General features: G+C 67.8%; 25 protein-coding genes. 3 read left to right on the top strand and 22 right to left on the bottom strand.

Annotated elements, in window-relative coordinates; translation table 11 throughout:
• Positions 1–5: 5 nt before the first annotated feature.
• From AMO33_RS21760 to clpB, 17 genes are all read right to left on the bottom strand, one after another.
• A complete protein-coding gene (locus AMO33_RS21760) occupies positions 6–419 on the bottom strand; it encodes a hypothetical protein (RefSeq protein WP_139337528.1) in 414 nt (137 codons plus the stop codon).
• A complete protein-coding gene (locus tag AMO33_RS21755; protein WP_060594070.1) occupies positions 416–940 on the bottom strand; it encodes a DUF3558 domain-containing protein in 525 nt (174 codons plus the stop codon). Before AMO33_RS21755 ends, AMO33_RS21760 begins: the two co-directional genes overlap by 4 nt.
• A 384-nt stretch (positions 941–1324) precedes the next feature.
• On the bottom strand, positions 1325–1714 hold the full coding sequence (locus AMO33_RS21750) for a hypothetical protein (RefSeq protein WP_060594069.1): 390 nt from the start codon (positions 1712–1714) through the stop codon (positions 1325–1327).
• Positions 1715–1737: 23 nt separating this feature from the next.
• Entirely contained in the window at positions 1738–2262 is a 525-nt protein-coding gene (locus AMO33_RS21745; protein WP_076573784.1) for a DUF3558 domain-containing protein, read from the bottom strand.
• 480 nt (positions 2263–2742) lie between these two features.
• Positions 2743–3135 (bottom strand): hypothetical protein, encoded by a 393-nt coding sequence (locus AMO33_RS31685; protein ID WP_139337637.1) that lies wholly within the window; start codon positions 3133–3135, stop codon positions 2743–2745.
• Positions 3136–3155: 20 nt separating this feature from the next.
• A complete protein-coding gene (locus AMO33_RS30590; RefSeq protein WP_076574286.1) occupies positions 3156–3680 on the bottom strand; it encodes a DUF3558 domain-containing protein in 525 nt (174 codons plus the stop codon).
• A gap of 547 nt (positions 3681–4227) precedes the next feature.
• On the bottom strand, positions 4228–4620 hold the full coding sequence (locus AMO33_RS21735) for a hypothetical protein (RefSeq protein ID WP_060594066.1): 393 nt from the start codon (positions 4618–4620) through the stop codon (positions 4228–4230).
• Between the two features lie 18 nt (positions 4621–4638).
• Entirely contained in the window at positions 4639–5163 is a 525-nt protein-coding gene (locus AMO33_RS21730) for a DUF3558 domain-containing protein (RefSeq protein WP_082668850.1), read from the bottom strand.
• A 480-nt stretch (positions 5164–5643) separates the two neighbouring features.
• Positions 5644–6036, bottom strand: a complete 393-nt coding sequence (locus AMO33_RS21725) for a hypothetical protein (protein WP_060594064.1) — start codon at positions 6034–6036, stop codon at positions 5644–5646.
• 15 nt (positions 6037–6051) lie between these two features.
• A complete protein-coding gene (locus AMO33_RS21720; protein ID WP_060594063.1) occupies positions 6052–6576 on the bottom strand; it encodes a DUF3558 domain-containing protein in 525 nt (174 codons plus the stop codon).
• Positions 6577–6655: 79 nt separating this feature from the next.
• Positions 6656–7378, bottom strand: a complete 723-nt coding sequence (locus AMO33_RS21715) for a lysoplasmalogenase (protein ID WP_373862126.1) — start codon at positions 7376–7378, stop codon at positions 6656–6658.
• On the bottom strand, positions 7371–8435 hold the full coding sequence (locus tag AMO33_RS21710; protein ID WP_011211931.1) for a beta-ketoacyl-ACP synthase 3: 1065 nt from the start codon (positions 8433–8435) through the stop codon (positions 7371–7373). Before AMO33_RS21710 ends, AMO33_RS21715 begins: the two co-directional genes overlap by 8 nt.
• A 52-nt stretch (positions 8436–8487) precedes the next feature.
• A complete protein-coding gene (gene pyrE / locus AMO33_RS21705) occupies positions 8488–9060 on the bottom strand; it encodes an orotate phosphoribosyltransferase (RefSeq protein WP_011211932.1) in 573 nt (190 codons plus the stop codon).
• A gap of 7 nt (positions 9061–9067) precedes the next feature.
• Positions 9068–9880 (bottom strand): SDR family NAD(P)-dependent oxidoreductase, encoded by an 813-nt coding sequence (locus AMO33_RS21700; protein WP_060594062.1) that lies wholly within the window; start codon positions 9878–9880, stop codon positions 9068–9070.
• 33 nt (positions 9881–9913) lie between these two features.
• On the bottom strand, positions 9914–10975 hold the full coding sequence (locus AMO33_RS21695; protein ID WP_373862125.1) for a type III secretion system chaperone family protein: 1062 nt from the start codon (positions 10973–10975) through the stop codon (positions 9914–9916).
• 23 nt (positions 10976–10998) lie between these two features.
• Positions 10999–11793 carry a DUF5666 domain-containing protein gene (locus tag AMO33_RS21690; protein ID WP_060594060.1) on the bottom strand — a complete coding sequence of 265 codons (795 nt, stop codon included), beginning with the start codon at positions 11791–11793 and terminating at the stop codon, positions 10999–11001.
• A gap of 116 nt (positions 11794–11909) precedes the next feature.
• A complete protein-coding gene (clpB, locus tag AMO33_RS21685) occupies positions 11910–14471 on the bottom strand; it encodes an ATP-dependent chaperone ClpB (RefSeq protein WP_011211936.1) in 2562 nt (853 codons plus the stop codon).
• Between the two features lie 213 nt (positions 14472–14684).
• On the opposite strand from clpB, the gene AMO33_RS21680 reads away from it, so the two are divergent.
• The 3 genes from AMO33_RS21680 (at position 14685) to AMO33_RS21670 (ending at position 17030) form a co-directional block, all read left to right on the top strand.
• Positions 14685–14888: a hypothetical protein gene (locus AMO33_RS21680; protein ID WP_139337527.1), complete on the top strand. Its 204-nt coding sequence runs from the start codon at positions 14685–14687 to the stop codon at positions 14886–14888.
• A gap of 164 nt (positions 14889–15052) precedes the next feature.
• Entirely contained in the window at positions 15053–16210 is a 1158-nt protein-coding gene (locus tag AMO33_RS21675; RefSeq protein WP_011211937.1) for an FAD-binding oxidoreductase, read from the top strand.
• 43 nt (positions 16211–16253) lie between these two features.
• Positions 16254–17030 carry an FAD-binding oxidoreductase gene (locus tag AMO33_RS21670; RefSeq protein ID WP_011211938.1) on the top strand — a complete coding sequence of 259 codons (777 nt, stop codon included), beginning with the start codon at positions 16254–16256 and terminating at the stop codon, positions 17028–17030.
• 4 nt (positions 17031–17034) lie between these two features.
• Here the strand turns inward: AMO33_RS21670 and AMO33_RS21665 are convergent, their stop codons facing one another.
• The 5 genes from AMO33_RS21665 to dnaK all read right to left on the bottom strand — a co-directional run bounded on the left by AMO33_RS21665 (position 17035) and on the right by dnaK (position 22807).
• Positions 17035–18207 carry an FAD-binding oxidoreductase gene (locus tag AMO33_RS21665; protein WP_060594058.1) on the bottom strand — a complete coding sequence of 391 codons (1173 nt, stop codon included), beginning with the start codon at positions 18205–18207 and terminating at the stop codon, positions 17035–17037.
• A gap of 477 nt (positions 18208–18684) precedes the next feature.
• Entirely contained in the window at positions 18685–19083 is a 399-nt protein-coding gene (locus AMO33_RS21660) for a heat shock protein transcriptional repressor HspR (RefSeq protein ID WP_041560478.1), read from the bottom strand.
• Positions 19083–20240, bottom strand: coding sequence for a molecular chaperone DnaJ (dnaJ, locus tag AMO33_RS21655; RefSeq protein WP_011211941.1), 1158 nt, complete (start codon positions 20238–20240; stop codon positions 19083–19085). Before dnaJ ends, AMO33_RS21660 begins: the two co-directional genes overlap by 1 nt.
• A 39-nt stretch (positions 20241–20279) precedes the next feature.
• On the bottom strand, positions 20280–20963 hold the full coding sequence (grpE, locus tag AMO33_RS21650) for a nucleotide exchange factor GrpE (protein WP_060594057.1): 684 nt from the start codon (positions 20961–20963) through the stop codon (positions 20280–20282).
• Positions 20960–22807, bottom strand: coding sequence for a molecular chaperone DnaK (gene dnaK, locus AMO33_RS21645; RefSeq protein ID WP_060594056.1), 1848 nt, complete (start codon positions 22805–22807; stop codon positions 20960–20962). The genes grpE and dnaK overlap by 4 nt, the downstream gene beginning before the upstream one ends.
• Between the last annotated feature and the right edge of the window lie 122 nt (positions 22808–22929).

The raw sequence follows: 22929 nt of genomic DNA, 5'->3' as shown, positions 1-22929 counted from the left end.
CAAGCTCATCGCGGCGCCCCCAGATCCGCCGCCGTGGAGGTGATCTGGTTCGAATTCACCGCGTCCTGCTCGGTCAGGCGGTCGATGGAGAGCTGCATGATCTCGCGCATGTCCTTGACGACCGCGATCGTGTCGAGGATGACCTGATCGATGGAGCCGGGTTCGCCGGCGGCTTGTTTGTGGAACAGGTCCGCCAGTTCGTCGGCGATCTTGAAGTCGCCGAAGCCGGAGACACGTTGGGCGATCCTCGCCGCATGCTGTAACGAGTCGTACGCGGCTAGGAATTCATCGCACGCGGTCAGGCATTCGCCCGCTGCCTCGGCATTGTCGAGATACAGCTCGCCCGCCCGCGCGCTTTCGGCGAACTGCCGCCACTGCGACAGATCTGCGTCACCCATAACGTCCCCCAGAGTCGTCATGCCGGAAACGCCGGCACCATCGTCTCGGCGATGTTGTTCACCAACATGCACGGATCCTCGTGGTTGTCGGCACTTGCTCGATTCCCGACCTGAAGCGACACCATCCCCTGTTCAGCGTCGAAAATGATGTCACACTCGAGGTTCATCGATGCACCCTCGACCCGGTACTCCAGACCTGGCCGCCCGCCGATCGACACATCGCGGAAGCCGACGTTGCCCGGCTTCTCACGAATCTCCTGCACCGTTCTACGCGATGAGTAGACCGTCAAGAAATACTGCCTGCCCTCCCAGGTACAGATCTCCCACCCGGACTGATGAACTCCGGCGATGCCACTTTCCTCCTTGGCCGGGTCGACCCCCACCCGTCGCAACAGATCATCCGGAATCTCCGTGCACGGGTTCCACAGCGCAACCTCCACCGCGCTGGTCGACGTGGTCGCCGTCCCGCTGGTCGTCCCCCCACACGCCCCCAGAACCGGCACGACCGCTGCCGCGGCAACGATCACCAGAACTCGCCGCATCCGCTCCCCCTCCGTGATCCGGGCCGATCAGGTCTCGTCCGAGCCTAACCAACCCCCTCGACAGCCCACAACCGGCTCGTGGAGAAGACGGTCAGGTAGTGGGTCGGTACTGTCCAACCACAGATCTCCCAGCCCGACTGCCGTTGACCCGCGACGCCGTTCTCTGCACTGGCCGGGTCGACGTTCAAGCGTTCGAGAACGTCATTCGGAAATCTCGCTGCATGGATCCCCAAGTCTCATCGCCACCGCCGGACCAGCGAGCGTGCCACCACCGCTATCGAACTCCCCGCAGCCCCCCGGCTCCTACCGCAGCCAGCGGGATCAGCAATGCGGAGGAGGCCAACCGCACCCGGTACTACCACCACCCTCGCGTGAAAGGGTCGTTCACGACGTAGACCCCAAATCCACTGCGGCCGAAGAGACCTGGCCTGCGTTCAAGCTGTCCTGCTCGGTCAGGCGGTCGATGGAGAGCTGCATGACCTCGCGCATATCCTTGACGACCGCGATCGTGTCGAGGATGACCTGATCGATGGAGCCGGGTTCGCCGGTGGCCTGTTTGTGGAACAGATCCGCCAGTTCGTCGGCGATACCGAATGCTCCGAATCCACCTACGCGTTGAGCGTCATACGCGTACTCCACGAGCCCGTCGTAAGCCAAAAGCAGCTCGTCGCACGCGACGAGGGACTCTTTCGCAACGTCCGGGTCCAAATAGAGCTCACCCGATCGCGCCTGTTCCACGAAACTACGCCACGCGGAAGTGGCTTGGTCCGTCATGTTCGATCCCCTCCCTTCTGGCCTTATCCCGGAAACACGGGCACAAGCACGTCAGCGGCAGCCCTCGCGGTCGTGCATGGATCTGTGGAGTTGTCGCCGCTCGCGCGGTTGCCGATGCGAAGGGAGACAGCGCCTTGTCGAGCGGAGAAGACAATGTCGCAGTTGTAGGTTTTGCCCGCACCCTCCACGCGGTACGACTGCCCCGTTCGCGACCCGACAGTCACCGGTGCGAACTCGACATTCCCGGGCTTCTGCTCGATCTCTCGAACCGTGTGGCGGGTGGAGTAGACAGTGAGAAAGTACTCACGCCCGGCCCACTTGCAGATCTCCCAGCCGGACTGTTCGACACCAGCGATCCCGCTCTCCTCTGTCGCGGGATCGACGTCGAGCTGCCGTAACAAATCCTCCGGAATCTCCGTGCACGGGTTCCACAGCGCAACCTCCACCGCGCTGGTCGACGTGGTCGCCGTCCCGCTGGTCGTCCCCCCACACGCCCCCAGAACCGGCACGACCGCTGCCGCGGCAACGACCACCAGAACACGCCGCATCCGCTCCCCCTCCATGATCCGGGCCGATCAGATCTCGTCCGAGCCTAACCAACCCGCGCCTAACCAACCCGCTCGACAGCCCACAACAGTGGCGCACCCTCCGTGCCCAGGCCCGCCAACCCACCTGCTCCCGCTGCCACACCACGCCTCTTCGTGTCACATCATCTCATCGGCGCCGTCAGGCCGGAAACAACCGTACGCGTACAACGGCTGACCGGGCGGCTGTCTCGCACGGATCTGCCGGCATGTCCTGAACTGCGCTGTAGGCGTTCCGGTTCGGCCGCCGATCGTGACTTCGGAGAAGTCGGTGTTACCCGACTTGCTGCGGATCTCCTCCACCGTCCGGCTCGTGCAGAAGACCGTCAGGCAGTGGATCGAACTCCCCGCAGCCCCCGGCTCCCACCGAAGCCAGCGGGATCAGCACTGCGGAGGAGGCCAACCGCACCCGGTACTACCACCACCCTCACATGAAAGGGTCGTTCACGACAGAGACCCTAAATCCACTGCGGCCGAAGAGACCTGGCCTGCGTTCAAGCTGTCCTGCTCGGTCAGGCGGTCGATGGAGAGCTGCATGATCTCGCGCATGTCCTTGACGACGGCGATCGTGTCGAGGATGACCTGATCGATGGAGTCGGGTTCGCCGGTGGCCTGTTTGTGGAACAGGTCCGCCAGTTCGTCGGCGATCTTGAAGTCGCCGAAGCCGGAGACACGTTGGGCGCGTTGCGCGGCCACCAGAAGATCTGCATATGCCTGAGCGAACTCGTCGCAGGCATCACGACACGCTTGTGCTGCGGCCGCATCATCGAGAGACAGTTCACCGGCGCTAGCCTGGTCTCTGAACTGCTGCCATTGCGATATCGTGTGCTCACTCATCGGCTACCCCCTCGGATGATCTACTGCGGAAAAAGCGGCACCAGTTGGGCTGCCGAACGCTGCGCGATCTGACAGGGATCCTCAGGACTATCGGCGACAGGGTTGTTGCTGATCATCACCGAGATGGACCCCTGGGCGGCAGCAAAAGCGATATCGCAGGTGAGCTTCTTCGATGCCCCCTCGACTCGATACCGGACTCCCGCTCGCCCACCGACCGATACCTCGGTGAAATCGACGTTGCCCGGCTTCTCGCGAATTTCCTGAACCGTTCTGCCAGTGGAGAAGACGGTCAAGTAGTGCGTTGCACCCTTCCATCCGCAGATTTCCCACCCGGACTGATGCTGGCCCGCTACGCCGATCTCCTCGGTTGCCGGATCGACACCCAGTTGCCGCAACAGATCATCAGGGATCTGCGTGCAGGGATTCCAGATGGCAGCTTGCGGGCTGCTGGTCGACGTGGTGGCCGTCCCGCTGGTCGTCCCCCCGCACGCCCCCAGAACCGGCACGACCGCTGCCGCGGCAACGATCACCAGTACACGCCGCATCCGCTCCCCCTCCGTGATCCGGACTGATCAGGTCTCTTCGAGCCTAACCAACCCGCTCGACAGCCCACAACAGTGGCGCACCCTCCGTGCGCAGGCCTCAGCCCAGCTGCTCCCGCTGCCACACCACGCCTCTTCGTGTCACATCATCTCATCGGCGCCGTCAGGCCGGAAACAACGGTACGCGTACAACGGCTGACCGGGCGGCTGTCTCGCACGGATCTGCCGGCATGTCCTGAAGTGGGCTGTTGCTGATCATCACAGACACCGAGCCTTGGCTCGCCGGAAACGCGATGTCAGGTCAGGTGACGCGACGCACCCTCCACACACGGTACTGCGTTCCGGTTCGGCCGCCGATCGTGACTTCGGAGAAGTCGGTGTTACCCGACTTGCTGCGGATCTCCTCCACCGTCCGGCTCGTGCAGAAGACCGTCAGGCAGTGGATCGAACTCCCCGCAGCCCCCGGCTCCCACCGAAGCCAGCGGGATCAGCACTGCGGAGGAGGCCAACCGCACCCGGTACTACCACCACCCTCACATGAAAGGGTCGTTCACGACAGAGACCCTAAATCCACTGCGGCCGAAGAGACCTGGCCTGCGTTCAAGCTGTCCTGCTCGGTCAGGCGGTCGATGGAGAGCTGCATGATCTCGCGCATATCCTTGACGACCGCGATCGTGTCGAGGATGACCTGATCGATAGAGTCGGGTTCGCCGGTGGCCTGTTTGTGGAACAGGTCCGCCAGTTCGTCGGCGATCTTGAAGCCGCCGAAGCCGGAGACACGTTGGGCGATCCTCGCCGCATGCTGTAACGAGTCGTACGCCGCTAGGAACTCATCGCACGCGGTCAGGCATTCGCCCGCTGCCTCGGCATTATCGAGATACAGCTCGCCCGCCCGCGCGCTTTCGGCGAACTGCCGCCACTGTGTCCGGTCCGCATCACCCATAACGTCCCCCCGAAGTCCTCATGCCGGAAACACCGGCACCAACATCTCGGCGATATCGTTCGCCAACATGCAGGGATCTTCGTGATTGTCGGCACTTGCTCGATTCCCGACTCGAAGCGACACCATGCCCTGGTCGGCAGCAAAAACGATGTCGCAGTTCAAGTTCATGGATGCTCCCTCGACCCGGTACTCCACACCTTGTCGCCCACCGATCGAGACATCGCGGAAGGCTACGTTGCCCGGCTTCTCGCGTATCTCCTGTACCGTCCGACGTGAAGAATAGACCGCCAAGAAGTACTGTCTCCCCTCCCAGGTGCAGATCTCCCACCCGGACTGGTGAACTCCCGCGATACCGCTCTCCTTCTTCGCCGGATCGACCCCTGCGTCGCTCAACAGATCATCCGGAATCTCCGTGCACGGGTTCCACAGCGCAACCTCCACCGCGCTGGTCGACGTGGTCGCCGTCCCGCTGGTCGTCCCCCCACACGCCCCCAGAACCGGCACGACCGCTGCCGCGGCAACGACCACCAGAACACGCCGCATCCGCTCCCCCTCCATGATCCGGGCCGATCAGATCTCGTCCGAGCCTAACCAACCCGCGCCTAACCAACCCGCTCGACAGCCCACAACAGTGGCGCACCCTCCGTGCCCAGGCCCGCCAACCCACCTGCTCCCGCTGCCACACCACGCCTCTTCGTGTCACATCATCTCATCGGCGCCGTCAGGCCGGAAACAACCGTACGCGTACAACGGCTGACCGGGCGGCTGTCTCGCACGGATCTGCCGGCATGTCCTGAACTGCGCTGTAGGCGTTCCGGTTCGGCCGCCGATCGTGACTTCGGAGAAGTCGGTGTTACCCGACTTGCTGCGGATCTCCTCCACCGTCCGGCTCGTGCAGAAGACCGTCAGGCAGTGGATCGAACTCCCCGCAGCCCCCGGCTCCCACCGAAGCCAGCGGGATCAGCACTGCGGAGGAGGCCAACCGCACCCGGTACTACCACCACCCTCACATGAAAGGGTCGTTCACGACAGAGACCCTAAATCCACTGCGGCCGAAGAGACCTGGCCTGCGTTCAAGCTGTCCTGCTCGGTCAGGCGGTCGATGGAGAGCTGCATGATCTCGCGCATGTCCTTGACGACGGCGATCGTGTCGAGGATGACCTGATCGATGGAGCCGGGTTCGCCGGTGGCCTGTTTGTGGAACAGGTCCGCCAGTTCGTCGGCGATCTTGAAGTCGCCGAAGCCGGAGACACGTTGGGCGTTGGCTGCGACCTGCCGGAGGCCGTCGTAGGCGAGCAAGAATTCATCGCAGGCAGCCAGACACTCCCGCGCTACTTGCTCGCTGTCGAGAAACAGCTCGCCGGCCCGAGCACTCGCGGCGAACCCTTCCCATTGGTTGCGACTGTGCTCACTCATGATCCCCCCGATCGTTCACGCAGGCAGAACCGGAACCAGGATCTCTGCGGCCTTGTTCACGAGGCGGCACGGATCCTGGGGATTGTCGACAAGGGCGCTGTTTCCGATCCGTATCGAAACCATGCCCTGCGATGCCGGGAAAACAATGTCACAGTCGAGATCCCGCGACGCGCCAGCCACGCGGTATTCCACCCCTTGCCGCCCGCCGATCTGGACATCTCGAAAGTCGGTGTTCCCTGGCTTCTCGCGGATCTCCTGCACGGACCGGGTCGAAGAGTACACCGCCATCGAGTACGTAGGCCCGCGCCAAGTGCAGATTTCCCAACCGGACTGGTGAACTCCGGCGACACCGCTCTCGACTACAGCTGGGTCTACCCCAGCCTGCCGCAACAGATCATCCGGAATCTCCGTGCACGGGTTCCACAGCGCAACCTCCGCCGCGCTGGTCGACGTGGTCGCCGTCCCGCTGGTCGTCCCCCCGCACGCCCCCAGAACCGGCACGACCGCTGCCGCGGCAACGACCACCAGTACACGCCGCATCCGCTCCCCCTCCGTGATCCGGGCCGATCAGGTCTCGTCCGAGCCTAACCAACCCGTTCGGCGGGGGACAACGGTGGGTTCAGGGGCGGGTGTGGGCTCGGGGGTCGGCGAGAAGGTATTGGGCGGCGGCGTAGGTGGTGAGGATGACGGCTTCGGTGGTGCGGCGGGATCGGGTGCTGCGGGCGAAGATTCGGCGCAGGACGATGAGGCCGTCGGAGAGGGTGAACAGCAGGGAGCCGAGGGCGAGGCGGCTGCGGGGGTCGGAGTCGGGGAAGTTGAGGCCGCCGACGGTCAGGGCCGCGGGGGCGAGTTCGGGGTCCGACGCCAGGACGCCTGCGGTGCCGAGGGTGGCGCCGTAGGCGGTGAGGGGGAGGGCGACGGTGGGGGCCTTCGCACGCAGGAGGGCGGCGGCGCCGAGCCAGGCGGCCAGCCGTTGCACGGTGACGGGGCGGGTGGGGCGGGCGCCGCGCCGCCACCACAGGGTGGCGTAACCGGTCTGCATGACGGCGAAGGCGGCGGCACCCGCGACCAGGCGACGGTCGTCGTCGGGGTCGATGAGCAGGACGTCGCCGACGGTGGCGGCGCCGAGGGAGGCGAGCAGCACGGTGCGCTCGCCCGGCTCGATGTCGGCGCCGCCGGTGGCCACGTCGGCGGCCAGCAGCGGCATCATCAGCGGTTTGGCCAGCCACTGGAGCGTGTCGCGGCCGGTGGCGGCGCCGTAGACGGTCACCGCGGCGGCCGCGAGGAAGCCCGCGCGCAACGGGCGCACCCGCCGATCGGATCGCACCCGCCGATCAGACACTGAAGCTGGCCTCTTTCGGGGCGGGCGGCAGGGTGACGACCTGGCCCGCGTAGCTCAGCCCGGCACCGAAGCCGAGCAGCAGCGCGAGCTGACCGCCCTTGGCCTTGCCGGTGACCAGCATCTCCTCCATGGCCAGCGGGATGGAGGCGGCGGAGGTGTTGCCGGTGTTCTCGATGTCGTTGGCCATCGGGATGTCGTCGGCGAGCCCGAGGTTCTTCTTCATCAACTCGTTGATCCGGGCGTTGGCCTGGTGCGGGACGAAGACCTCGATGTCCTCCTTGGAGACACCGGAGACCTCGAGGGCGCTGGCCAGCGCGCGCGGCAGGGTGACGGCCGCCCACCGGAACACCCGCGGACCCTCCATGCGCAGCGACATCCGGCCCACCGGCTCCACGGCCGGGTCGGTGCCCTGCAGGGCCTGCGCCTTGTTCATGAACTCGAGGAAGTCGACGTCCTGGGCGATGGCTTCGGCGTTCTCGCCGTCGCTGCCCCACACCGTCGGGGAGATGCCGTTCTCCTCGCTGGGGCCGACCACGACCGCGCCCGCACCGTCGCCGAAGATCATGGCGGTGCCGCGGTCGGTCGGGTCGAGGCCGACGGTCATCGTCTCGGCGCCGATCACCAGCACGTATTCGGCCGAGCCCGCGCGGATCAGATCGGCGGCCACCCCGAGGCCGTAGCCGAAGCCGCCGCAGCCGGAGGTGAGGTCGAAGGCGGCGATGCCGTTCATCCCCAGGTCGGAGGCCACGGTCGGGGCGCCGTGCGGCGTGAGCTTGAGCCAGCTCGAGGTGCACAGGATCAGCGCGCCGATCTTGGACCGGTCGATGCCGGTGTTGTTCAGCGCGCGCTCACCCGCGGCGGCGGCGATGGAGCGCAACGTCTCGTCGCCGCTGATCCAGCGCCGGTTACGGATGCCGGTGCGCTCGTAGATCCACTGGTCGGTCGAGTCGAGGACCTCGCACACCTCGTCATTGCTGACGATGCGCTGCGGTCGGTAAGCCCCGATACCGAGCATCGCAACATTCTCGCGACCCTTATTCACTGCAATGCTCACCACAGGTGACTCACACGTCCTTCAAACCACACCGACACACTTGCCGACGTCCAGGCTAACCCAGCGCCAGATCCTTCAGTCCGAGGATCGACCGATACTCCAGCCCCTCGGCCGCGATCACCTGGTCGGCGCCGGTTTCCCGGTCCACCACCGTGGCCACGCCCACCACGGTCGCCCCGGCCTCGCGCAGCGCGCGCACGGCGGTGAGCGGGGAATTGCCGGTGGTGGTGGTGTCTTCGACGACCAGCACCCGCTTGCCGGTGACGTCGGGGCCTTCGATCTGCCGCTGCATGCCGTGGGTCTTGGCGGCCTTGCGCACCACGAACGCGTCGATCGGACGGCCCGGTGCGTGCAGCACGGCCAGCGCGACCGGGTCGGCGCCCATGGTGAGGCCGCCGACGGCGTCGAAATCCCAGTCGGCGACCAGCTCGCGCAGCAGTTTGCCGATCAACGGACCGGCCTCGTGGTGCAGGGTCGCCCGGCGCAGGTCGACGTAGTAGTCGGCCTCCTTGCCGGAGGAGAGCGTCACCTTGCCGTGCACGACGGCCAGCTCGCGCACCAGGGCGGCCAGCGCGTCGCGGTCGCCGCCGGTCAGCTCGGGCCGCGTGACCCTCGCCTGATCCATCATCTGTCGTCTATGTCCTTCCGCGTGAGTTGAACAGGCCCCGGTTCATTCGGACCTGCAGGGCCCGCGGGATGAGTCCGGCCGCGGTGGTGAGCACCTTGTACTGCACGCCGGGCACGCTGATCACGCGGTCGGCGTCCAGATCGCGCAGCGAGCCGCTGACGACCTGGTCGACCGAGAGCCACAACGGCTCGGGCAGCGAGGACATCTCGATGCCTGCCCGCCGATGGAACTCGGTGCGCACGAACCCCGGGCACAGCGCCTGGATCCGCACACCGGTTCCGGCGAGTCCGCCGGCCAACCCCTCGGTGAAGGATACGACGTAGGCCTTGGAGGCCGAATAGGTCGAGCCGCGGCCGGGGATCAGGCCCGCGACACTGGCGACGTTGACGATCGACCCCTTGGCGGCGGCGATCATGGCGGGTAGCGCGGCGTGGGTGAGTTGCAGCACGGCGGTGACGTTGACGTCGAGCTGGGCCTGCAGCTGCTCGTAGGGCAACGTCCAGAATTCGCCGGAGTGCGCGAATCCCGCGTTGTTGACGAGGAATTCGATGCCGTCGGCGGCCCGTGCGGCGACCCGCTCACGGTCGTGCGCCACGGCCAGGTCGGCGGTGAGCACCTCCGAGCGGGTGGCGTATCGGCGTTCCAGCTCGGCGGCCAGGTCGTGCAGCCGGTCGGCGTCACGGGCGACGAGCACCAGGTCGTAGCCGAGCGAGGCCAGTCGGGTGGCGTAGCCGTGGCCGATGCCGGAGGTGGGTCCGGTGATCAGGGCGACGGGCCGGGTGGCACCGGGCAGGCGTGCGGGGGCGGGACTGTCGGTCATCGAGGCAATCCGATCAGCGGTGCGTCGGGGCGGTCACTGCGGGACAGGACCCTGGTAGGGGCGGAAGCCGGGGTGGAACGGGCCGCCCGGGCGCTCCCCGGAGCGCGGCGCGGCGGGCTCCGAGGGCTCGCGGGGTTCGCGGTCGTCGGGGCGGTCGGCGTCTTCGCGGTCCTCGGCGGGCTCGCGCCTGCGGGCGTCGGGGACCACGGCCAGCGAGGGGCGGCGCGAGTCGGCGGGTTCGGCGCGGCGCTCCGGGCGGGGCGCGGCTTCGTCGGCGTCCGGTCCGCCGGCATCGAGCTCGTCGGGACCGAACTCGTCGGCATCGACTGCCCGGTCGTCGAACGTCCGGTCGGCCGGGCGACCGTCGTCGAACCGGTCGTCGTCGGATTCCTCGTCGCGCCAATCGGTCTCGTCGTCGAACTCGGGTTCGCGGGAGCGGGCGGGCGGGCGGGGACGCCGACGGTCCTCGTCGTTCGGGCGCGGTTCGCTGACCGGCGGCAGCACGTGCAGCAGGCCGGACAGGCGCAACACCACGTCGATCGCGGTCTCCCAGTCGCGGGCCGACGTGCCGACGTTGAGCATGCCCAGGGTCCAGTTGCCCTCGCTCCAGAGCATCTGCACGGTGTCGGGCAGCGTCTCGATGAAGGCGACCATCCGCTGGTCCACCGCGTGCCGGGCGATCTCCGGATTGGTCGCGAAGACCACCCGGTCGCCGATGGCGCCCAGCAGTTCCAGGTCGGCGTCCTTGGGCGGGGAGGCGGTCTTGAGCCGCATGTCGATGTCGATGTCGGAGCCGATCTGGCGGCGCACGGCCACCAGCGTCGCGGCGTCCTCGAGATCGAACAAAACGAACTTCTCGCCCTTGCGGATGCCGGTCACCACGTCGACCGCCGAGAGGTAGCCGAGCTTGGCCAGCGCGCCGCGCCGCCACGTCGAGGTGAGCGCGGGCTCCACCGACACGTAGGTGTATCCCTGGGCCTTGGCCCACACCTGTCGCGCGTGCCCGGAGCGCTGCCGCTGGACCCGATCGAAATAGAGCAGCACGATCGCACCCACCAGCGCGATCGCCGCCAATCCGAACCACATAGCCGTCATCGCGGTCTACCCTAATATCCCGGTCATCGTCCGCCGCCCGGCAACGCGGTACTGATGATGATCTTCGCCGTGATCGAGCCGTCCTGGCCCTTGTCGCCCTGCACCATCACCATGTCACCGACCGGCAGATCGCCGGGCGTCACCCCGGACAGCGAGATCACCTGGGTGCTCGCGTCGGTCCGCACCGTCACGGTGCCGCCCGCGACGGTGCTGAGGGTGAGGGTGCCGCCGTCGTTGGCGGTGATGGTGCCCATGGTCGCGCCGAGCCCGTCCATCTCGGGCAGGCCGGGCAGCCCGCTCGGCACGGGCAGACCGGGTAGTTCCCCGGTGGTGCTCGGCCCCGCCGTGGGGAACGGCAGGGTGTGCGTGGTGCTGGTGCCTGCGGCCGCGGTGTCCTCGTCGTCGCCGCCGAGCAGCATGCCCGCCGCGACGCCCACCACGGCGACCAACGCCACCACGCCCAGGCCGAGCGCGATCCACAGCCCGGTGTTGCGCTTGGGCGGTTCCTGCTGCGGCGGAAACTGTCCGCCGGGCGGCTGCTGCCCCGGTGGTTGCTGCCCGGACGCGCCGACCCACTGGTTGCCGGTCCACTGGCCGGCCGGCTGCGCCCCGCTCTCGTAGGCGCCCCACTGCGTGTCCATCGGCGGGAACTCGCGGGTCGCGTTCGGCGGTGGCGGCGCCGACCACGGGTCGTAGTGCTCGGTCGGCGGATACTCCACGCCGCCGTGCTGGTACTGCTGACCGTACCCGGGCGGACCGAGGTGTTCGGTCGGCGCGTCCTCCGGCCGCTGCCCCCAGGGATCCTTCGGGTTGGTCATGCCTCCCAGACTAGGGGCGCGGGATGCGATTCGCCGCACCTTCGGCCCGGCTGTGTCCACCGTGCCGGGCACGCGGAACGTCCCCACCGGCGTGCGCCGATGGGGACGTTCGGTGATCAGGACGCCGGTTCGACGACCAGGTTGTCGCCGTCGGGGCTGACACCCACCTTGACGGTGTCGCCGTCGGTGACGGTGCCCGCCAGCAGTTCCTTGGCGAGGGTGTCGCCGATGGCCTGCTGGATCAGCCTGCGCAGCGGTCGCGCGCCGTAGACGGGGTCGTAGCCGCGCACCGCCAGCCAGAACCGCGCCGAGCCGGTGACATCGAGGGTGAGCCGCCGCTGCGCCAGGCGCTTCTGCAGCTGCTCGAGCTGGATGTCGACGATGTGCTCGAGCTGTTCCTCGTCGAGCGCGTGGAACATGACCACGTCGTCGAGCCGGTTGAGGAACTCCGGCTTGAAGGCGGCCCGCACCGCGTTCATGACGAACTCCTGGTCACCTCCCGCGCCCAGGTTGGAGGTGAGGATGAGGATGGTGTTGCGGAAGTCGACCGTGCGGCCCTGGCCGTCGGTCAACCTGCCCTCGTCGAGCACCTGCAGCAGGATGTCGAAGACGTCCGGGTGCGCCTTCTCGATCTCGTCGAACAGCACCACCGTGTACGGCCTGCGCCGCACCGCCTCGGTGAGCTGGCCGCCCTGGTCGTAGCCGACGTAGCCGGGAGGCGCGCCGACCAGGCGAGCCACCGCGTGCTTCTCGCTGTACTCGCTCATATCGATACGCACCATCGCGCGCTCGTCGTCGAACAGGAAGTCGGCCAGCGCCTTGGCCAGCTCGGTCTTGCCGACGCCGGTCGGTCCGACGAACATGAACGAGCCGGTCGGCCGGTTCGGGTCGGCGACTCCGGCCCGCGCCCGGCGCACCGCGTCCGACACCGCCTGCACGGCCTCCTTCTGTCCGACCACGCGACGGCCCAGCTCGTCCTCCATCCGCAGCAGCTTCTGGGTCTCACCCTCGAGCAGCCTGCCGACCGGAATGCCGGTCCACGAGGACACCACCTCGGCGATGTCGTCGGGGCCGACCTCCTCCTTGAGCATCACCTCGCCGTCGGCGGCCGCACCGGAGGCCTTCTCGGCCTCGGCCAGCTGCTTCTCCAGACTGGGGATGCGGCCGTAGCGCAGCTCGGCGGCCTTGCCCAGATCACCGTCGCGCTCGGCCCGCTCGGACTCCCCGCGCAGCGCCTCGAGCTGTTCCTTGAGCGTGCGGACCTGGTCGATGGCGCTCTTCTCGTTCTGCCACCGGGTCATCAGCTGGTTCAGCTTCTCCCGGTCGTCGGCCAGTTCCTGGCGCAGCTTCTCCAGCCGCAACTTGGAGGCCTCGTCGGTCTCCTTGCTCAGCGCGACCTCTTCGATCTCCAGCCGCCGCACCGCGCGCTCGACCTCGTCGATCTCGACCGGGCGGGAGTCGATCTCCATGCGCAGCCGGGAAGCGGACTCGTCGACCAGGTCGATCGCCTTGTCCGGCAGGAAACGCGAGGTGATGTAGCGGTCGGACAGCGCCGCCGCGGCCACCAGCGCCGAGTCGGTGATCCGCACGCCGTGGTGCACCTCGTAGCGCTCCTTGATGCCGCGCAGGATGCCGACGGTGTCCTCCACCGAGGGCTCACCGACCAGCACCTGCTGGAAGCGCCGCTCGAGCGCGGCGTCCTTCTCGATGTGCTGGCGGTACTCCTCCAGCGTGGTCGCGCCGACCAGCCGCAGCTCACCGCGCGCCAGCATCGGCTTGATCATGTTGCCCGCGTCCATCGCCGATTCGCCGGTCGCGCCCGCGCCGACGATGGTGTGCAGCTCGTCGATGAACGTGATGATCTGGCCCGCGCTGTTCTTGATGTCCTCGAGCACGGCCTTGAGCCGCTCCTCGAACTCGCCGCGGTACTTCGCTCCCGCCACCATCGCGCCCAGATCCAGCGAGATCACCTTCTTGCCGCGCAGCGACTCCGGCACGTCACCGGCCACGATGCGCTGGGCGAGACCCTCCACGATCGCGGTCTTGCCGACGCCGGGCTCACCGATCAGCACCGGGTTGTTCTTGGTGCGCCGGCTCAGCACCTGCACGACGCGGCGGATCTCGGTGTCCCGGCCGATCACCGGATCGAGCTTGCCGGTGCGCGCGGCCTCGGTGAGATCGGTGGAGTACTTCTCCAGCGCCTGGTAGGTGGCCTCGGGGTCGGGCGTGGTGACGCGCGCGCTGCCGCGCACGGTCGTGAATGCCTCGCGCAGCGCGTCGGCGGTGGCGCCGTACTTCTTCAGCAGCATCGTGACGTCGGAATCGCCGTCGGCCAGCCCCACCAGGACGTGTTCGGTGGAGACGTACTCGTCACCGAGTTCGGTCGCCAGCCGCTGCGCGGCGGTGATGGCGGCCAGCGCCTCCCGGCCCAGCTGCGGCTGGGTGGTCGCGCCGGTGGCACGGGGCAGCCGGTCGACGAGGTCCTGCGCCTCCCGCCGCACCGTCGCCGGGTCCACCCCGACGGCCTTGAGCAGCGGTGCGGCGATGCCGTCGGTCTGATCCAGCAACGCCACCAACAGGTGTGCGGGCCGGATCTCCGGGTTGCCCGCGGCCGAGGCGGCCTGCAAGGCCGCGGTCAGGGCCGCCTGGGTCTTGGTGGTGGGGTTGAACGAGTCCACGGGACACCTTCCTACTAGTCGCCTGTGCAGTAGGGCCGCGGCTCTACTGCTCCTACCGGATCCAACGTGGGAGAGGTTGAGTCTGTTCCGCTCAAGTTTAGATTTTCCCGCACCTCGACGCTACGCCGGGGTGGGGCCGGACGGCGGCCCGCGGAACGAGGCAGAGCGGGGCGGGCGAACGGTTCGGCACGACCGCGAGCGCCCCTCCGGGTGATGCAGGAGGGTCTGACGCTGCCGACAGTCAGCGACCATCGCCGTGCCCTGCACAGCTATGTGACCAAGCGGGGACTGGCGGCGCAGTGGAGCCAGGACTGGTCGGAGCTCGCGGTCGACGTACCGGGGCTGACCGCGACGTTCTCCTTCGACCGGTACGGGCGGGTGCAGCGGATCGACGGGAGCATCGGCGCCGCGCCGTAGCCGTCCGCGCGGCCCCCGTGGTATCGGCCATGTCCGGTTCTGATATCGGGTCACACGACCTCGGGTTTTTCGGGGATACTGAATCCGATGGACCGCACGGCCGGTCCCTGCGCACGACCCCAACGAATGCGCAGCTGTCGCGGGTAGAAAGGAAGCTCCTCGTCGTGGATGCGCGTTCGGCAGCGCTGGTCCGCGCCAATCTCCGTGAGGTGATCGACTCACCGCACGGACCCGAGCGGTTGATCAGTGCGTTCTATGGTCATCTGTTCGCCGAGAACCCCGGGCTTCGTGACCTCTTCCCACCGGCGATGGACATGCAGCCCAAGCGGCTGACCACGGCGATCCAGTTCGTACTCGATCACCTCGAGGACTGGGACCGGGCACAGAACTTTCTCGAACAATTGGCGCGCGATCACCGAAAATACGGCGTCGAGGCGGCGCATTACGATTTGGCGGGCCGGGCGCTGCTCGACGCCTTCCGTACCTACAACGGCCCGGCCTGGACGCGGGAACTCGAGGAGGGCTGGCGCGATGTCGGCATCCTCATCTCGGCGTCGATGGCGATCGGCGCCAATTCCGACACCTCGCAGCCGTATTGGGAGGCCACCGTCGTCGGGCACCGGCGGGTTCTCGACGACCTGGCGATCGTGCGCTTGCAGTCCGACACCCCGGTGCCCTACCAGGCCGGGCAATACGTACCGGTGGCGGTGCCGCAGCGGCCGAAGATGTGGCGTTACTTCTCCCCCGCGATTCCCTCGAACCCGTACGGCGAGATCGAATTCCATGTGCGGAAGGTGCGCGGCGGCTGGGTGAGTCCGGCCATCGTCAACGAAACCCAGGTCGGGGACCGCTGGCTGATCGGCGGACCGTTGGGCGGGCTGCACGTGGATCGCAACAGCGGCAAGGACGTGCTGATGATCGGCGCGGGGACCGGTATCGCGCCGCTGCGCGCCCAGTTGATCGAGATGAGCCAGCGCGGTGTGAACCCGCGGGTGCATTTCTTCATCGGCGGCCGCTACCCGTGCGATCTCTACGACGTGGAGAACATGTGGCAGCTTTCGCAGAGCAATCCCTGGCTGACGATCGTGCCGGTGTGTGAGCAGAAGACCAATCCCTGGTGGTATCCGCATCCGGCGACCGACGCCCCCTACGGCATGCACCGCACGTTGATCGGCAATCTCGGCGCGGTGGTGGCCAGTTTCGGGGCGTGGGAGGACCGCCAGATCCAGATCGCCGGATCGGCGCCGATGATCGCCGACACCCGCCGCGCGCTGATCGCGGTCGGCACCCCCGAGCACATCATCACCAGCGACCCGATCTGATCGGTCATAATCGCCGGGCACACCGCGAGAACAAGGAGTTCGCATGACGGAGCCGGGCGCGCTCGACAACGGCGTCGCGCAGAGCGAATGGACCGCAACGGTCGTCGGGCACCATCGGCTGCGTCACGACGTCGCGGTGATCCGTCTCATCGGCGAGTTCGTGCCGTTCCGCGCCGGGCAGTCGGTCCAGGTGCGGGCACCGCAGCATCCGGAGGTCCGGCGCAGGCTGTCCCCGGCGCTGCCGCCCTCGCTGGACGGCAAGCTGGAGTTCCATGTGCGCACGGTGCCCGGCGGCTGGTTGAGTGGGTCGCTGGTCGCCGACACCAAGGTGGGCGACGAGTGGCGGATCGACGCGCCCGCGGGCACCTTCCACGTCGACCCGGACGGTGACGAGGTGGTCATGATCGCCGGTGGCACCGGGCTGGCGCCGATGCGCGCGCAGATTCTGGAGCTGGCCAGGGCGCCGGAGCCGCCGCGCACCTACCTGTTCGTCGGCGGGCACAGTCCGCGCGACCTGTATGCCTCGGACATGCTGGTGCTGCTGGCGGCGGAACTGCCGTGGCTGACGGTGATCCCGGTGGTGGACCGGCTCGACGATCCGAACTGGGCCGACGAGTGGTACGAGCACGCGCGCGTCGACATCGATTTCCCGGCCGACGACCTGCTCGAGGGCACCCTGGCCGACGTGGTCGGCTCGCACGGCGCCTTCGACCGGCACCAGGTGCTGGTCTGCGGCTCACCGGCCATGACGCGGGCGACGGTGGACCGGCTGATCGAGACCGGCACTCCCGCCGACCGCATCCAGTACGAAGGGGTTTGACGGCTCAGAACAGCGGGTCGTGCCGGATGTTCTTGGCCGGGATGCCCGCGGCCATCAGGCGGAACTTGGTGGTCTGCACCATCGAGGGCGAGCCGGCGATCTGCACGTCACGGTCGGCCCACGGCCCCGCCTCGGCGACGACCTTGCCGAGCTGACCGGTCAGCCGCGGTTCGAGCGCGGGGAACACCGGCTCCGGCTCGTCCGGAGCGCGGTAGAACCACCAGGGATTCTCCTCGTGCTCGGTGACCGGCGTGACCGTGAGCCACTTGTTCGTCACCGCCAGGGTGCTGAGCATCTCCAGATCGTAGAGATCGCACGGGTGGTGACCGCCGACGAACAGGTGCACCTTGGGATTACTGCGCCGCTGTGCCATTTCCAGCAATTGCGCGCGCAACGGCGCGATACCGGTACCGCAACCGATCATCAGCATCTTGCGTTTGGCATTGCGCGGGACGCCCAGCCCGCCCAGCGGTGAGCCGATCAGCCACTGGTCGCCGACGCGGGTCTGACTCACCACCGCGGGGCTCACCCAGCCACCGAGGATGCTGCGGACGTGGAATTCGATCTCGCCCTGCGGATTCGCCGGAACGGCGGGCGAGAGATACCGCCACATCCGTGGCCGGGAGGGAATCTGGACGCTCATGTACTGGCCTGCGGCGTATTCCATCGGCTGGTCCAGTTGCAGCCGGACGATCGTGAGATTGCGCAACACCTGGCGGGTTTCGACGACGCGCCCGGTCCACGCCGACGGCGAAGTCTCCTTCTCGGCCGCGCCGATCATGGCCTCGGAGATCAGCGCCAGGCCCTCGTCCCAGGCGCGGTCCACCTCGTCGGTCCACATCTCGGTGCCCGCGCATCGTCGCACCGCGGCCTTGAGCGAGCCGGCGACGGCGGCGTAGTGCTCGCGGCGCACGCCGTATTTGCGGTGGTCACGGCCGAGTTGGGCGAGGAAGGGCAGCAGTTTGTCCGGCTCCTCCAGGCGGTCGAGCGCATAGGAGATGGCCTTCACCAGCCGGTCGCGCTGGACGTCCATCGCGGCGGGGAAGAAGTCGCGGATCTGTGGGTGGTCGGTGAACAGGATCGCGTAGAACGTCCTGGCCAGCTCGTCCGGTCCCGCATCGTCCGCGGCGACCGCCTTGAACGTCGTTCGGATCAGAGCGACGGACCGCGAATCCATGTGCCTCACAACCCCATTTCGCACTCGAAACACTGACCGCGCCGGCGAGTGAGGTGCTGCGGGACACTCGACAGCAGCCGATGGTTGGAGTGTAGGCGAGGGTTGCGGGCAACGGAACGGTAACAATGAACATCAGCCGTGTAATTCCGCGAAAACATGAACGGTAGGGCGAAATTCGACCCATAACAAACCGAAAACCCGGAATGGTGCGTAATTCCACGATATCCGATGCTCGGCATCGGCGCGTCGCGCCGCCGTCGCGACGACCCGCGCCGCCGACGAGCGACCGCCCGGCTATCCGGACCGCGCGCCCGAGCAACCCGGCAGGCATACTCCCGGCATCGACCGTCCGCCCGAAACCGGAAGGGCGATGGCCGATTCGCCGGTACCGAACGGTCTCCTCGCGGATGCCCCGGCGAACTCCGAAAGAGACGACGAGGGCCGGATCGCCCGATGCGATCCGGCCCTCGACCGTGCTCAGCGCTGATGCCGTGGCTTCCACACCACCAACGCCGTACTCCGTTGCGGCGGCGACAGATCCGGCCGGTAGCCGGACCGGACCCGGTCGAGCTCCGCCCGCAGCTCGGAAACCTCCTGCTGCAACCGCTCCACCTGATTGGTGAGCTCGATGATGCGCTTGATCCCCGCCAGGTTGACGCCCTCGTCCTGGGACAGCCGCTGCACCTCGCGCAACAGCTCGACATCCCGGGCCGAGTAGCGCCGCCCGCCGCCCGAAGTGCGTTGCGGCGTGACCAGTCCGAGCCGGTCGTAGGTGCGCAGTGTCTGCGCGTGCATACCTGCCAACTGGGCCGCGACCGAGATCATGAAGAACTCGCCGCGCGCCCCGCCGGACGCCTTCTTCGGATCAGTGGACATCACGCACCTGCCCATCCCGCACGCGGATCGAATCCGCTGGCCTTCTCCGCTTCCCGGTAGCGCTCGAGCGCTTCCAGAGCATCGTCGTCCAGTTTCTGCGGTACCGCCACCTTCACCGTGACCAGCAGGTCACCGGCGCCGCCCCCGCGCTTGGGGACGCCGCGGCCGCGCACCCGCAGGGTGCGTCCGTCGGCGGTGCCCGGCGGCACCTTCACCCCGACCCGGCCGTCCAGGGTCGGCACCGAGACCGTGGTACCGAGCACCAGTTCGGCGTAGCTCACCGGCAGCACCAGGGTCAGGTCGTCGCCGTTGCGGCCGAAGACCTTGTCCTGGCTGACGTGCACGGTGACGTACAGGTCGCCCGACGGCGCGCCGCGCAGGCCCGCCTCGCCCTGGCCCGCCAACCGGATCCGCTGGCCGTCGCTGACGCCCGGCGGAATCCGCACCGTGATGGTGCGGGTCCGGTTCTGGATGCCGCTGCCGTGGCAGTCGACACACGGGTCGTCGATGATCGAGCCGGTGCCCCGGCAGCCGTCGCAGGGCTCGCTGAAGCCGAACGCGCCCTGGTTGCGGCTGACCACGCCCGTGCCGTTGCAGATCGGGCAGACCCGGGGACTGGTCCCCGGCTTCGCGCCGCTGCCGTGACAGGTGGTACACGGCGACGGGCTGGTCATCCGCAGCGGCACCGTGACGCCCTGGGCGGCCTCGCGGAAGCCCAGGGTGGTCTCGGTCTCCACGTCCGCGCCGCGGCGGGGCCTGCTCGTGGTGCGGGTGCCGCCCCGGTTGAACAGGCCACCGAGGATGTCGCCGAGCCCGCCGTCCCCGGCGGCGGTGCCGCCGAAGATGTCGCCGATGTCGAAACCCTGCGAAAAGCCGCCCGCCCCACCGGGACCGAAGCCGCCGCGCGGGTAGCCGCCGCCGGCGAAGAGCCTGCGGGTCTCGTCGTACTCCTTGCGCTTGGCCGGATCGGAGAGCACCGCGTGCGCCTCGCTCACCGCCTTGAAGCGCTCCTCGGCCTTGCTGTCCCCCGGATTGGCGTCCGGGTGCAGGTCACGGGCCAGCTTGCGGTAGGCCTTCTTGATCTCGTCCTGCGAGGCGGTGGAGGAGACGCCCAGCTCCTTGTAGTAGTCCTTCTCGATCCACTCCCGTTGGCTCACCGGTCGTCTCCTCCTCTCCCACGCTCGTCGGGACCGTTGTCAGTTGTCGTCCGCGGCATCTTCATCCGATGCCTCTGTCTCGTCCGACGCGGCCGCGGCCGCGTCTGCCACGCCATCGGTCACCCCGACCAGCGCGTGCCGCAGCACCCGCTCGCCGAACCGATAGCCCTTGCGCATGACCACGCCGATCACCGGGTCGTGGCCGGAACCCTCGTGCTGCACGGCCTCGTGCAGGGTCGGGTCGAAGGGCTCACCCTCCGCGCCGAACTCCTCGAGGCCCTGCTTGCGCAGCGCGTCGGTGAGCTTGTCGGCCACCGACTTCAGGGGTCCGGACTCCAGATCACCGTGCGCCTTCGCGCGATCCAGGTCGTCGAGGACACCGAGCAGCTCGGTGACCACGGCGGCCTTGGCCGCGTCGACCGCGGCCTTGCGATCGCGCTCGACGCGTCGCCGGTAGTTGGCGTACTCGGCGGTCAGCCGCTGCAGGTCGGCGGTGCGCTCGGCGAGCTCACCGGCGACCCGATCCGAAGCCGGGGCCGCGCCGTCACCGGAGGGCGCCGCGGGCTCGGCCGGGGCGGCGCCGTTCTCCGATTCCGGGGCGGGCGCGGACTGCTCGTCCGCGCCGCCCGTGCGCACCTCGCCGGTCTCCGGATCGATCTTGCGGTTGTCCACCACGGTGATCGGCTCCTTCTCGGCGTTGCGTTCGGTGTCCTGTTCGGTCACTTCTTCTCCGTGTCGACCGGCTCGTCCACGACCTCGGCATCCACGACCTGGTCATCGTTCGCGGAGCTCGCGGCACCGTTGCTGGACGCGGCGGCGTCGGCGCCCTGCGCCTCGTAGATCGCCTGGCCGAGGGCCTGCGACTCGGTGGCCAGCTTCTCCACGGCGGCCTTCACCGCGGCGATATCGGTGCCCTCGAGGGCCTCGTTCGCCTCGGCGATGGCAGCCTCGACCTTGGACTTGACGTCCGCGGGCACCTTGTCCTCGTTGTCCTTGATGAACTTCTCGGTCTGGTGCACCAGGGTCTCGGCCTGGTTGCGGGTCTCGGCCTCCTCGCGCCGGGCCTTGTCCTCGGCCGCGTGCTGCTCGGCGTCCTTGATCATCCGGTCGATCTCTTCCTTGGACAGGCCGGAGCCGTCCTGGATCTTGATCGTGTTCTCCTTGCCGGTGCCCTTGTCCTTCGCGGTGACGTGCACGATGCCGTTGGCGTCGATGTCGAAGGTCACCTCGATCTGGGGCACGCCACGCGGAGCCGGCGGGATGCCGGTGAGCTCGAAGGAACCCAGCAGCTTGTTGTGCGCGGCGATCTCGCGCTCGCCCTGGAAGACCTGGATCTGCACCGACGGCTGGTTGTCGTCGGCGGTGGTGAAGGTCTCCGAACGCTTGGTCGGGATCGTGGTGTTGCGCTCGATGAGCTTGGTCATCACGCCGCCCTTGGTCTCGATACCCAGCGACAGCGGGGTCACGTCGAGCAGCAGGACGTCCTTGACCTCACCCTTGAGCACACCGGCCTGCAGGGCGGCGCCGACGGCGACGACCTCGTCCGGGTTCACGCCCTTGTTGGGCTCCTTGCCACCGGTCAGCTCGCGCACCAGGTCGGAGACGGCGGGCATACGGGTCGAGCCACCGACGAGGACCACGTGGTCGATGTCGGAGACGCTGATCCCCGCGTCCTTGATGACCTGCTGGAACGGCGCACGGGTGCGGTCGAGCAGATCGGAGGTGATCTTCTGGAACTCCGCGCGCGAGAGCTGCTCGTCGAGGAACAGCGGGTTCTTGTCGGCGTCGACGGTGATGTAGGGCAGGTTGATCGAGGTGCTCTGCGAGGAGCTGAGCTCGATCTTGGCCTTCTCGGCGGCTTCCCGCAGCCGCTGCATGGCCATCTTGTCCTTGGTCAGGTCGATGCCCGAGCTGGCCTTGAACTTGTCGACCAGCCAGTTGACGATGCGCTGATCCCAGTCGTCACCACCGAGGTGGTTGTCACCGGAGGTGGCGCGGACCTCGACGACGCCCTCGCCGATCTCGAGCAGCGAGACGTCGAAGGTGCCACCACCGAGGTCGAAGACCAGGATGGTCTGTTCCTTGTCGCCCTTGTCCAGGCCGTAGGCCAGCGCGGCCGCGGTCGGTTCGTTGACGATGCGCAGCACGTTCAGGCCGGCGATCTGGCCGGCTTCCTTGGTGGCCTGGCGCTGGGCGTCCTCGAAGTAGGCGGGAACGGTGATCACCGCGTCGGTGATCTCCTCACCGAGGTAGGCTTCCGCGTCGCGCTTGAGCTTCATCAGCGTGCGCGCGCTGATCTCCTGGGGGGTGTACTTCTTGCCGTCGATCTCGACGGTCCAGTCGGTGCCGATGTGGCGCTTGACCGACCGGATGGTGCGATCGACGTTGGTGACCGCCTGGTTCTTGGCAGGCTGGCCGACCAGGACTTCACCGTTCTTGGCGAAGGCGACGATCGAGGGCGTGGTACGCGAACCTTCGGAGTTGGCGACGACGACCGGCTCACCACCTTCGAGAACGGCGACGACCGAGTTCGTGGTCCCGAGGTCGATTCCGACCGCACGAGCCATTGTGGTTCCTCCTCGTAGAAGTAGCTGTGTGAGTGCTTCGAGACCTTCGCCCCTAGCACGTCACGGAGCACGGTCCCAGCAACGCTGAGCGTGGTCGACTCAATCCTGCACCTGTCGCCGGT

The organism is Nocardia farcinica, assembly GCF_001182745.1.
In the GTDB taxonomy this organism is placed as follows: domain Bacteria; phylum Actinomycetota; class Actinomycetes; order Mycobacteriales; family Mycobacteriaceae; genus Nocardia; species Nocardia farcinica.
Note: the sequence above shows the minus strand (reverse complement) of the source record. Positions and strands in the feature narration are given on the sequence as shown.